The organism is Nonomuraea roseola, assembly GCF_039535395.1.
Classification (GTDB): Bacteria; Actinomycetota; Actinomycetes; order Streptosporangiales; family Streptosporangiaceae; genus Nonomuraea; species Nonomuraea roseola.
On record NZ_BAAAXC010000006.1, the window covers coordinates 241,829 to 253,270 of the forward strand.

Below are 11,442 nucleotides of genomic sequence, written 5' to 3' on the forward strand. Positions count from 1 at the left end.
ATTCTATTGACGCACGTACACCGTACGTGCAAGTCTCGAAGGCATACGTACGGTGTACGTCCCCTGGAGGCCGCATGTCGACGCACGATCTCTACACGATCCCCGCCGAGCTCTCCACGTGGAATGTGGACATGGCCGGGTCCAGCCGTTTCACCTGGGAGTACGACGACGGCCGTGACCGCATGCTGGCCCTTTACCAAAAGGGCAAGGACAAGCAGTGGGACTCCGTGAAACGGATCGACTGGGAGCTCGAGGTCGATCCCTACAACGTCCTCGGCATGCCCGACAACACCATCGCCATCTACGGCACGCCGCTGTGGGAGCGCATGGACGACAGGACGCGGGCCGAGGTCCGCAGGCATGGCGCCGCCTGGCAGTTCTCCCAGTTCCTGCACGGGGAGCAGGGCGCGATGATCTGCTCGGCGAGGATCGTCGAGTCGGTGCCCGACCTCGACTCCAAGTTCTACGCCGCCACCCAGACCATGGACGAGGCAAGGCACGCCGAGACCTACGCGCGCTTCCTGCAGGAGAAGGTGGGCCTGGCCTACCCGATCAACGAGCACCTCAAGGCGCTGCTCGACTCGACGCTGTCCGACTCCAGGTGGGACATGCCGTACCTGGGCATGCAGGTGCTGATCGAGGGCCTGGCGCTGGCGGCCTTCGGCGTCATGCGCGACATCACCACCAAGCCGCTGCCCAAGCAGATCCTCGCCTACGTCATGCAGGACGAGGCTCGGCACGTCGCGTTCGGCCGGATGGCGCTGCGCGACTACTACAAGAACCTGTCGGAGGCGGAGCTGCGCGAGCGCGAGGACTTCGTCATCGAGGGCTGCTACCTGATGCGCGACCGCCTGCGCGGCAGGGAGACCTGGGAGACGCTCGGCCTCTCGCGCGCCGAGGTGGACGAGGCGATGACCTCGGTCGACCAGTCGGAGTACCTGCGCATCTTCAGGTCGCTGCTGTTCAGCAGGATCGTGCCGTGCGTGAAGGACATCGGCCTGTGGTCGCCGCGCCTGCAGCAGGCCTACGCGGACATGGGCGTGCTCGAGATGGCGGGCCAGTCGCTCGAGGCGCTGATGAAGCAGGACGAGGACATCGCCGACAAGCTCGACGCGGAGCGGTTCACCGCCGAGGAGGCCGAACGCCACGCGGAGGTGTCGGAGACCATCGCGATGGGCGCGACCTCCTGACGGTCCCGGGCGAGTGGGTGGGGGATCTCGCCGAAGGCGCGATCCCCCGGCACAGGGCCGCCGGTCAGAGCCGGTCGGCCAGTTCTCTGAGCACCTCCCAGAAGTAGTCGATGTCCGCCTCGGTGGTGCGCCAGTTGACGATGGCCGGGCGCAGCGCGGTCATGCCCCGGTAGGTGGTCGTCCCCGCGTAGACGCGGCCGTCGGCCAGCAACGCCGCGCCGAGCCGGCGGTTGAGGTCGTCGAGCTCCTCCTCCGGCGTCCCCTCCGGGCGGTACCTGAAGCACACCACGCACAACGGCACAGGGGCGAGCAGCTCCATGTCGGGCGCCTTCTCCACGGCCTCGGCCAGGCGCAGGGCGAGGTCGTGGTGGCGCTCGACCAGCCGCGCGTAGCCCTGCCTGCCGTACGCCCTGAGCGTCGCCCAGATCGGCAGCGCCCGCGCCCTGCGCGACGACTCGGGGCCGAGGTTGTTGTAGTTGACGTCGGAGGGCAGGTAGTGGGCGCCCCACGCGCCGAACGACCTGAACATCAGGTCCTGGTCGCGGACGAAGGCGAAGCCGCTCTCGTAGGGGACGTTGAGCCACTTGTGCCCGTCGGCGGTGATCGAGTCGGCCCGCTCCACGCCCTCCACCAGGTGCCGCAGGCGCGGCGAGGCGGCGGCGAACAGGCCGAAGGCGCCGTCCACGTGCAGCCAGGCGCCGTACCGCCCGGCCAGGTCGGCCAGGTCGGCGATCGGGTCGAAGTCTCCCGTGTTGACCTCGCCGGCGTTGCCGACGATCACCGCGGGTCCCTCCAGCGCCGCCAGCTCCCTCTCCATCGCCTCCAGGTCGACCCTGCCGGCTTCGTCGCGCGCGCACACGGTCACGCCGTCGCGGCCGACGCCGAGCATCTGGAGCGCCTTGCGGCTGCTGGGGTGGATGTAGCCGCTTGCCAGCACCGGCATCCTGGGCAGGCCCGCCAGGCCCTGCGAGGTGACGTCGGCGCCGTGCCGCTCGCCCCACCACTGCCTCGCGCACGCCAGGCCCGTCAGGTTCGCGAACGTGGCGCTCGGCGTCAGCACCCCGCCGTACGCCGGGGGCAGGCCGAACAGGTCCTTGAGCCAGTCGAGCGCGATCCGCTCGGCCCTGGCGGCCAGCGGCGAGGTCAGGTGCAGGCCGCTCGACTGGTCGAGCAGCGAGGTCACCCAGTCGGCGGCCTGCGCGGCGGGCGTGGCGCCGCCGACGACGAAGTGGAAGAAGCGCGGGCCCGAGGTCTGGGTGGAGGCCTCGGTCCCGACCGCGAGCAGCTGCTCGACGGCGGCCATCGTGCCCTCCCCCTCCTCGGAGAGGGGGCCTTCCAGCAGGTCGAGCAGGTGGTCGGCGGAGTGGTCGTGGACAGGGCGCTCGCCCAGCGAGCCGAGGTACGGCTCGGCGGCCGCGGCGACGAGGTTCAGCGCGGCGGGGGCCTGCTCCCGCTCGGACAGTGGATCACTCATTTCCGGATTGTGCCTCCTCAGCGGGGGAAGCGAGCGGGAGACGCAGCACCAGGCGGGTGCCCTTCGCCGAGTCCCCGACGCGGAGGGTGCCACCGTGGGCGGTGGCGATGTCGCGGGCGATGGCCAGGCCGAGGCCCGTGCCGCCGTGGTCGCGAGAGCGGGCCGTGTCGAGCCTGGTGAACCGCTGGAAGACCGCCTCCCGCTGGTCTTCGGGGATGCCGGGCCCGTCGTCGTGCACCTCCACCACCCCCTCGTCACCGCAGCGCGAGACCGTGACGTGGAAGGCTTCGCCGCCGTGTCTGTCGGCGTTGGACAGCAGGTTCGTCACCAGCCTGTCGAGTCGCAGGCGGTTGCCGCGCACCATCAGGCGTGGCTCGACGCAGGTGGAGAAGGGAAGGCGGAAGGAACGGCGGTCCATCTCGTCGGCCACCAGCTTGCCGAGATCGAGCAGTTCCTCCTTGGGACGTGTCCCCGCGTCGAGCCTCGCCATGAGCAGCAGGTCCTGGACGATGGCCGACAGCCGCCTGGCGTCGCCGAGCGCCTCCTCCAGCGTCTGGGTGCACTCCTCGGGATCGGGCCTGGCGGCGCACGCCTCCAGCCGCACCAGCATCGCCGTCAGCGGGGTGCGCAGCTCGTGCGAAGCGTCGGAGACGAAGCGGCGCTGCCGCTCGACGGCCTCCTCCAGCCTGCCCAGTGTGTCGTTGACGGTGACGGCCAGCCGGGCCACCTCGTCGCCGGTGTCGGGCACCGGCATCCTGTCGCCGAGGTCGGTGGCGCTGATCTGCTCCAGGCCCGACCTGATGCGTTCCACGGGGGCGAGGACGCGGCCGACACCGATCCACGCCGCCCACCCCATCAGCGCGAGCAGGGCCAGCGCGGCGACCCCCAGGACCGTGGCCAGGAGCGGGACGTTCAGCACCGCCGACTCCATGACCGCCGCGTAGGCCACGGCGGGGCCGTACGCGGTGGACCTGTTGCTGGTGCCCACGACGACCAGGCAGGTCTCGCCGGGGCGGCAGACCCTGTCCAGCACCCTGGAGTCGCCGCCGCCAGGCACGGCGCTGGTGAGGGGTGGCTGCCCCTCCAGGGCGGCGCTGGCGGCGACCACCTCTCCCCTCGCGTTCACCACCTGGAGCAGGAGGACCTCGTGCTGGGGCGGGATCGGGCCCTGGATCGGCCGGGTGTCGATGAGGGTCGTGACCATGCGGCTGGCCTCGTCCGCGCGGTCGACGAGCTGGGCGCGCGCCCACGAGGGCAAGGTCAGGCAGAGTGTCACGACGCCGACCAGGAGGACGACGCCGAACAGCGCCACCGTGGCGACCGTCATGCGGGCCCTGATGGAGCGTGGGCGAAATCTGCTGAACTGCACCTTTCCACGGTCACTGACGACCCATCACGGCCGGTGCAAACAGGGCTCACGAGCGGCTATAGAACCTCTCACGAACCGGTGCGCGTGGCGATTCGGCCCGTTCGCGGCATGGAGCGGGTCTGCGGACGGTCAAGCGAGGGAATGGCGGTGCGGCCTGGTACGGTCGCGAGCGGCCCGGCCCCGGACGGGCGAGTTCGACCTCGCCTGACCGCCACGCGACAGGGGCTTCAGGGGGAGCACTCTGAGGGCTTTCGTCACCAAAAATGGGTTGATCCCACTATTAATCTAGAAGGGATGCCTCCCGATACGAACTCCCCCAGACGTCCCCTGCTCGCTTCCAACTCCCTGTGGCGCATGCGCTCCTATCTGCGCCCCCACCTCGGCAAGCTGGTCTTCATCTGGCTCGTCGCCATCCTCGGCATAGCCGCCAGCATCGCCTTCCCCCTCGTGGGCAAGGAGGTGATCGACGCCGAGCAGACCGCCGACCTGCTCCCCCTCGGGCTCCTGGCGGTGGGCGTCGGCGTCGCGGAAGCCTTGATGATCTTCCTCAGGCGGTGGGTGCAGACCAAGCCGGTCCTCGGCCTCGAGACCGAGATCCGCGACGACCTCTACGAGCACCTGCAGCGCCTGCCGATGGCCTTCCACAGCGACTGGCAGTCGGGCCAGCTGCTCTCTCGCGCGACGACCGACCTGTCGACCATCCGCCGCTTCCTCGGCTTCGGCATGCTGTTCCTGGTCATGAACGTCATCCAGCTCACCACGGTGACGATCGTGCTGCTCAACATGTACTGGCCGCTGGGCCTGCTGGTGGCGGCCTCCGCCGTGCCCATCATCTGGGTGTCGCTGCGCTTCGAGAAGAAGTACATCAAGATCTCGCGCCAGGTCCAGGACGAGCAGGGCGACCTCGCCACACTCGTCGAGGAGTCCGCGATCGGGATCCGCACGATCAAGGCCTTCGGCCGCCGCCACCACGTCTACGACAGCTTCGACGAGTCCGCGCGCAAGGTCTACGCCACCTCGATCGACAAGGTCGGGCTCTCGGCCAGATTCTTCACCTTCCTCGAGGTGATCCCGAACTTCACCCTCGCCCTCGTGCTCCTGCTGGGCGCGCTGGCCGTGGGCACAGGGGGGCTGACGCTGGGCACCCTGGTCGCCTTCACCACGCTGATGCTGCAACTGGTGTGGCCGATCGCGAGCCTCGGCTACATCCTGGCGATGGCACAGGAGTCGATGACCTCGGCCGACCGCGTCATGGAGGTCATGGACACCGCGCCCTCGATCGAGGACGGCTCGGAGACGATCGAGGACCCCAGGGGCCACCTGCGCCTCGAGGGCGTGGGCTTCCGCTTCCCCGGAGCCGAGCGCCCTGTTCTGCACGACGTCTGGCTCGACGTGCGGCCGGGCGAGACGGTCGCGGTCGTCGGCGCCACGGGCTCGGGCAAGACGACGCTCACCGCGCTGGTGCCCCGCCTGGTCGACGTGACCTCGGGCCGGGTCACCATCGACGGCCACGACGTGCGCGACCTCAAGCTGAGCGTGCTGCGCGACGTCGTCGCCACCGCCTTCGAGGAGCCCACGCTGTTCTCGATGAGCGTGCGCGAGAACCTCACGCTGGGCCATCGCGAGGCCACCGACGAGGAGGTGCGCGAGGCCCTGGAGGTGGCGCAGGCGACCTTCGTCTACGACCTGCCGTGGGGCCTCGACACCCGCATCGGCGAGCAGGGCATGTCGCTGTCGGGCGGTCAGCGTCAGCGCCTGGCGCTGGCGCGCGCGGTGCTGTCCAAGCCGAAGATCCTCGTCCTCGACGACACGCTGTCGGCGCTGGACGTGGAGACGGAGGCGCTGGTGGAGGAGGCGCTGCGGCACGTGCTGCGCGAGGCGACGGGCATCGTGGTCGCCCACCGTGCCTCGACCGTGCTGCTCGCCGACAAGGTGGCGCTGCTGCGCGGCGGCACGATCACCCATGTCGGCACCCACCAGGAGCTGCTCGCCGACGTGCCCGAGTACCGCGAGCTGCTGGCCCAGGACGCCGACCTGTCCGAGGAAGGGGCCCTGCGATGACGGCCACCACCGACTGGCGCGGCGTCGCCTCGGAGAACAAGGACGACCTTCCAGAGAAGGTCTCCCTGCTGCTGCGTACCCGCTCGCGCAAGCTGCTGACCGACCTGCTCAGCCCGCACCGCAAGGCGATCGCGCTGCTCAGCGCGGTTATCGTCTGCTCGAGCGGCGCCGGGCTCGCCATCCCCTACCTGGTGAAGGTCGGCATCGACTCGGGCATCCCGCCGATGGCCAGGGGCGAGGGCTCAGGCACGCTGCTGACCGTGATCGCGGTCATCCTGGCCGCCGCCGTCACCCAGGCGCTGACCAGGCAGGCCTTCCTGAAGATGTCGGGCCGTATCGGCCAGGACATCCTGCTCGAACTGCGCCGCAGGGTCTTCGACCACTTCCAGCGGCTCTCGCTGTCCTTCCACGAGAAGTACACCTCGGGCAGGGTCATCTCGCGGCTGACCTCCGACATCGAGGCGATCGCCGAGCTCCTGCAGTCGGGGTTCGACGGGCTGGTCACCGCGGTGCTGACGATGTTCGGCACCGCGGCGCTGCTGCTGATCCTCGACGTGCACCTGGGCCTGGTGGCGCTGGTGCCGCTGCCGATCCTGCTGCTGTTCACCCGGTGGTTCCGCCGCCAGTCGGCTCTCACCTACCGGCGGACCAGGGAGACGGTCGCGCTGGTCATCGTCCACTTCGTGGAGTCGATGACCGGCATCAGGGCCGTGCAGGCCTTCCGCCGCGAGCCGCGCAACCAGGAGATCTTCGGCCAGCTCAACACCGACTACCGCGACGCCAACGCCCGCGCCATGCAGCTGATCGCGGTGTTCATGCCCGGTATCAAGCTCATCGGCAACCTCACGATCGCCGGGGTGCTGATCTACGGCGGCTGGCTGGCCTTCCACGACGAGGTCACGGTCGGCGTGCTGGCGGCCTTCCTGCTCTACCTGCGCCAGTTCTACGAGCCGATGCAGGAGATCAGCCAGTTCTACAACACCCTGCAGTCGGCGGGCGCGGCGCTGGAGAAGCTGTCGGGCGTGCTGGAGGAGGAGCCCTCGGTCCCCGAGCCGCCGCGCGGCGCGGAGCTCGCCAGGGCGCGCGGCGAGGTCCGCTTCGAGGGCACCGCGTTCTCCTACGTGCCGGAGATGCCGATCCTGCCCCGCCTCGACCTGACCGTCCCCGCGGGTCAGAGCGTGGCGCTGGTCGGGGCGACGGGCGCGGGCAAGACCACGCTGGCCAAGCTCATCGCCCGCTTCTACGACCCCACCGAGGGCAGGGTGCTGCTGGACGGCGTGGACCTGCGCGACCTCGACGAGACGACGCTGCGCGGAGCCGTGGTGATGGTGACGCAGGAGAACTTCCTGTTCTCGGGCACGGTCGCGGAGAACATCGGCTTCGGCCGTCCGGGCGCCGCCCGCAAGGAGATCGTCGAGGCGGCCAAGGCGATCGGCGCGCACGAGTTCATCTCGGCGCTGCCCGACGGCTACGACACCGAGGTCGGCAAGCGAGGCGGCCGCATGTCGGCCGGTCAGCGCCAGTTGGTCGCCTTCGCGCGCGCCTTCCTCGCCGACCCCTCGGTGCTCATCCTGGACGAGGCCACCTCCTCGCTCGACGTGCCGAGCGAGCGGCTGGTCCAGCGGGCGCTGCGCACGATCCTGGCCGACCGGACCGCGCTGATCATCGCGCACCGCCTGTCGACGGTGGAGATCGCCGACAGGGTGCTGGTGATGGACAAGGGCGTGATCGTCGAGGACGGCTCGCCCGAGCAGCTCGTCGCCTCCTCAGGCCGCTTCGCCGGCCTGCACCAGGCCTGGCTCGACAGCCTCGCCTGAGCGACACGACAGGGCGCGGCCCCGCCACGGCGGGGCCGCGCCGTTGCGCTCGCCACTACATGATCGGCGCCCGCCAGGTGAACTTCAGCGCCGTCTCCTGCGCGACCTCCCTGGGCGCCGGCACCACGGGCTCGGCCCTCTTGGCCAGGTAGCCCGAGGGGAACGTGGTGATCTGGACCGCCCCGCACTTCGGGCAGCTCCTGTCGGAGTTGGGCGGCTGGACCGACACGCCGGACCTCAGCCAGACCTCCACCTCGTTGCCGTGGTCGTCGGTGAGACGTCTGACGAGGTACTCCTCTTCCCAGACATGCCAGCAGCACTGGCACTCGAACGGCCACGTCTCCCTCGCGTCATAGCCTTCTCGCACGAGGATCACCTCCGCCTCTCTTCCGAGTGTCCGCCTCCATGCCCGGCGCTCGCAAGCCATTGACGAGGGATAAAACGGCCCGTAGGTTCCCATACCGACCGGTTGGTTCAAGAGCGAGGAGAGCGTCGATGATCGATCCCCACGTCGCGAGGCGGGCATGGCGACGCCTCGAGCCGGTGCACGGCATGATCTACTTCGTCCCCGAGGCGAGCGAGCGCTACGCCGCGCTCGGCCTCACCGGCCAGATGACGGGCTACTTCGCCTCCAGGGGCGCCGCCTTCGGCGAGGCGAGCGCCGAGGTGGTCATCGCGGCCTTCTTCAACTTCAACCCCGCCCTCGTACGGCGGGCGCTGCCCTCCGCATGGGAGGTGACCACGCCCGCCAAGGTGCTCGACGCCAGGATGGAGGCGGCCGAGGCGGCGCTGCGCAGGGGCGGCATCGACACGGCGGGCGCGCTCGGGGAGACGCTCGCGCTGGCCAGAAGGGCGGCGGAGGCGGCGGCCGAGCACCTGCACGGCAGGCCGCTGTTCGCGGCGCACGCCACGCTGCCGTGGCCCGGCGAGCCGCTGCGCGACCTGTTCCACGCCCAGACCCTGCTGAGGGAGTTCAGGGGCGACGGCCATGTGGCGGTGCTGACGTCGGAGGGCCTGTCGCCCGTGGAGGCGCTCGCGATGCACGCGGCGGGCGGCGACGTGCCCGAGATCTTCCTGCGGGCGTCGCGCGGCTGGCCCGAGGAGGCCTGGGCGGCGGCGGTCGCCTCGCTGCGCGCGAAGGGCCTGCTGGCCGGAGCCGCCGACGGGCAGGCCGCCGACGACCCGCCCTCCGGAGGCGACTGGACCACGGCGGGCCTGACCGAGGAGGGCAGGCGGCTGCGCGCCCACATCGAGGCGAGGACCGACGAGCTGGCCCTTCCCGCCTACGCCGCGCTCGGCGAGCAGGGATGCGCGCGCCTGGCCGAGCTCGCCCAGCCGTTCGGGCGGGCTGTGGTGAGCGCGGGGCTGCTCGCGGTGTAGGGGCTGCTCGGTGGAGCCACCTGAACTGCAGACGGTGGAGCCGCCCGAGCCGAAGACGGTGCGGCCGTCCGCGCTGGAGGCGGTGCGGCCGTCCGGGCGGGCGGGCGGCGGCCGCTAGAAGGTGGAGACGACCACGAAGCAGGCCGCGCCCACGACCACGCAGAGCGTGCCGATCCAGGCCAGCAGGGCGTCCAGGCGGCCGTCGAGCGGGTCACCGCGATGCAGGGCGAGCTGAACGGCGCGGAAGCGGGCCGAGGTGCGCACGAGCAGGATCCCTCCGCACAGGGCGGCCAGCGCGAACCCGGCCACGAACACCGGGCCGAGACCGGTGCGCGCCGACAGGCCGGCCGCGGCGAGGCCGCCCGTGGACAGCGCGACCGCGGTGCGCACCCAGGCCAGGCGGGTGCGCTCACTCTGCAGTCCGGGGTCCCAGATCTCGCTCGACATGGTCAGACGGTCATCAGGATGAGCACGAGGGCGACGACCGCCACCGCGGCCACGCCGTAGCCGAAGACGGCGGCCAGCGCGGGGGGCGGCAGCGGGGCCTGGTTGCGCAGCGCGCGCTGGATGTTTCGCCAGCGCGGGTAGGCCATGCCCGCGGCCAGCGCGGCGAGCGCGACGAGCATCACCGACAGGACTGTGCGCGCCCACGGGACGAAGACGTCGTCGGCCACGGCCGCCATGGCGACGCCGCCCGCGCACAGCGCCAGCGAGGTGCTCAACCAGGTCAGGAACGTCCTCTCGTTGGCGAGGGTGAACCGGGGGTCGGGCTCGGTGCCGTTCATGCCTCCACGCTAGTTCGACCCCATTTCCCCTAGAGAAGCTGGGATAGGAGATCCTGGGACCATGCGCATGGCGGAGATCGCGGCACAGTTCCTCGGCGGCCTCACCGACACCCAGCGGCAGGCCGCCGCCTATCCCTTCCACGACCCGCGGCGGCTGCGCTGGACGTACGTGCCCACACCCAGGCCGGGGGTGTCGCTGCTCGGGCTGGACAGGCAGTCCCGCAAGGGGGCCCACAGGCTGCTGGCCACCGCGCTGTCGCGGCACGCGTTCGCCCAGGTGGTCACGATCATGGCGCTGGAGGAGGTGCTCGACCTCGACGAGGGAGGCGCCAGGGGCCGCCACAGCGACGACTACCACCTGGCCGTTTTCGGCACGCCTGGCGACGACGAGTGGGGCTGGCGCTTCGAGGGTCACCACGTGTCGGTCACGGCGACGGTCAGCGGCGGGCGGGTGGAGGTGGCGCCGCTGTTCCTCGGCGCCCATCCGGCGGGCGTCTGGTACGGCTCAGCCGCGGTCGTGCGCCCGCTGCCGCTGGAGGAGGAGCTGGCCAGGGCGCTGCTGGCCGAGCTGTCACCCGCCCTGCGCGGCCGGGCGATCGTCGCAGACGAGGCGCCGCCCGACATCCTGACCGGCACCTCGGAGGTGACCTCGGCGCTGGAGCCGCTGGGCGTGCGCGGCGCCTCCATGGGCTCGGCCGAGCGCGACCTGCTGGCCGGGCTGACGGCCGTCTACCTGGACCGGCTGGCTCCCGAACTGCGCGGCAGCCACGACGCGGCGCGGCTGTCGTTCGCGTGGGCGGGCCCCGCCACGCCCGGGGCCGGGCACTACTACCGCATCCAGGGGCAGGGCCTGCTGATCGAGTACGACAACACGGCCGACGCCGCCGACCACGCGCACACGGTCATCAGGCGTCCCGGCGCCGACTTCGGCGCGGCGATCCTGCCCGCGCACCTGACCGGCGAGCTGGGCCTGTCCTAGCTGCAGGCTTCCTTGAGCTTGGTCAGGTAGGCGGTGGTGTCGGTGCCGACCTTCTGGACCGCGTCGACCGCCTCGTTGGCGCTGGTGACGTCGAGCTTGCCGAGGCTGGTGGCCAGGTCGTCCGTCGCCTCCTTGAGCGTGGTGTTGGAGGCCTTGTCGGCCACCTCGCCGAGCTTCTGCGAGGCGGAGTCGAGCTCCTTCTCCATCGCCGCGGGGTCGTTGACCAGAGTGCCGATCTTGGTGACGGTCTCGGTGATGATCCTGGGGGCCTCCAGGCAGGCCTGCGCCTTGTCGACCGTCGCGTTGATCTCGCTGCACCCGGTGGCGAAGACGGCCACGGCGAATGCGGCGAGGGGCACGAACCTGCTGGAAACGAGTCGCATACCG

11 protein-coding genes are annotated in these 11,442 nt (G+C 70.9%); 5 read left to right on the forward strand and 6 right to left on the reverse strand.

The genetic code is table 11. The features are described 5' to 3' along the window. Positions 1-74 precede the first annotated feature (74 nt). Positions 75-1,190 (forward strand): ferritin-like domain-containing protein, encoded by a 1,116-nt coding sequence (locus tag ABFX55_RS06815; protein ID WP_346118696.1) that lies wholly within the window; start codon positions 75-77, stop codon positions 1,188-1,190. Between the two features lie 64 nt (positions 1,191-1,254). Here the strand turns inward: ABFX55_RS06815 and ABFX55_RS06820 are convergent, their stop codons facing one another. Continuing rightward, complete coding sequence (locus ABFX55_RS06820; protein WP_346118698.1) at positions 1,255-2,664, reverse strand: pyridoxal phosphate-dependent decarboxylase family protein; 1,410 nt, start codon at positions 2,662-2,664, stop codon at positions 1,255-1,257. Further along, complete coding sequence (locus ABFX55_RS06825; protein WP_346118700.1) at positions 2,657-3,991, reverse strand: sensor histidine kinase; 1,335 nt, start codon at positions 3,989-3,991, stop codon at positions 2,657-2,659. The genes ABFX55_RS06820 and ABFX55_RS06825 overlap by 8 nt, the downstream gene beginning before the upstream one ends. Positions 3,992-4,327: 336 nt before the next feature. Between ABFX55_RS06825 and ABFX55_RS06830 the strand changes: the two genes are divergently transcribed. Both ABFX55_RS06830 and ABFX55_RS06835 read left to right on the forward strand, forming a co-directional pair. Further along, positions 4,328-6,094, forward strand: a complete 1,767-nt coding sequence (locus ABFX55_RS06830) for an ABC transporter ATP-binding protein (protein ID WP_346118702.1) — start codon at positions 4,328-4,330, stop codon at positions 6,092-6,094. Further along, positions 6,091-7,911: an ABC transporter ATP-binding protein gene (locus ABFX55_RS06835; RefSeq protein ID WP_346118704.1), complete on the forward strand. Its 1,821-nt coding sequence runs from the start codon at positions 6,091-6,093 to the stop codon at positions 7,909-7,911. The genes ABFX55_RS06830 and ABFX55_RS06835 overlap by 4 nt, the downstream gene beginning before the upstream one ends. 55 nt (positions 7,912-7,966) lie before the next feature. Here ABFX55_RS06835 and ABFX55_RS06840 read toward each other — a convergent pair whose 3' ends face one another. After that, entirely contained in the window at positions 7,967-8,278 is a 312-nt protein-coding gene (locus ABFX55_RS06840; RefSeq protein WP_346118706.1) for a hypothetical protein, read from the reverse strand. A 128-nt stretch (positions 8,279-8,406) separates the two neighbouring features. Between ABFX55_RS06840 and ABFX55_RS06845 the strand changes: the two genes are divergently transcribed. Beyond that, positions 8,407-9,291: an SCO6745 family protein gene (locus ABFX55_RS06845; RefSeq protein ID WP_346118708.1), complete on the forward strand. Its 885-nt coding sequence runs from the start codon at positions 8,407-8,409 to the stop codon at positions 9,289-9,291. 114 nt (positions 9,292-9,405) lie between these two features. Here ABFX55_RS06845 and ABFX55_RS06850 read toward each other — a convergent pair whose 3' ends face one another. Together ABFX55_RS06850 and ABFX55_RS06855 are read right to left on the reverse strand one after the other, a co-directional pair. Beyond that, positions 9,406-9,738 carry a DUF202 domain-containing protein gene (locus ABFX55_RS06850; protein WP_346118710.1) on the reverse strand — a complete coding sequence of 111 codons (333 nt, stop codon included), beginning with the start codon at positions 9,736-9,738 and terminating at the stop codon, positions 9,406-9,408. Positions 9,739-9,740: 2 nt separating this feature from the next. Next, the gene (locus tag ABFX55_RS06855; protein WP_183645914.1) at positions 9,741-10,076 is read right to left on the reverse strand and encodes a DUF202 domain-containing protein; all 336 of its coding nucleotides are present in this window, start codon (positions 10,074-10,076) and stop codon (positions 9,741-9,743) included. A 61-nt stretch (positions 10,077-10,137) separates the two neighbouring features. Between ABFX55_RS06855 and ABFX55_RS06860 the strand changes: the two genes are divergently transcribed. Beyond that, a complete protein-coding gene (locus ABFX55_RS06860) occupies positions 10,138-11,055 on the forward strand; it encodes a DUF3500 domain-containing protein (RefSeq protein WP_346118712.1) in 918 nt (305 codons plus the stop codon). Here the strand turns inward: ABFX55_RS06860 and ABFX55_RS06865 are convergent. Continuing rightward, entirely contained in the window at positions 11,052-11,438 is a 387-nt protein-coding gene (locus ABFX55_RS06865; protein ID WP_346118714.1) for a hypothetical protein, read from the reverse strand. The genes ABFX55_RS06860 and ABFX55_RS06865 overlap by 4 nt on opposite strands. Positions 11,439-11,442: the final 4 nt, after the last annotated feature.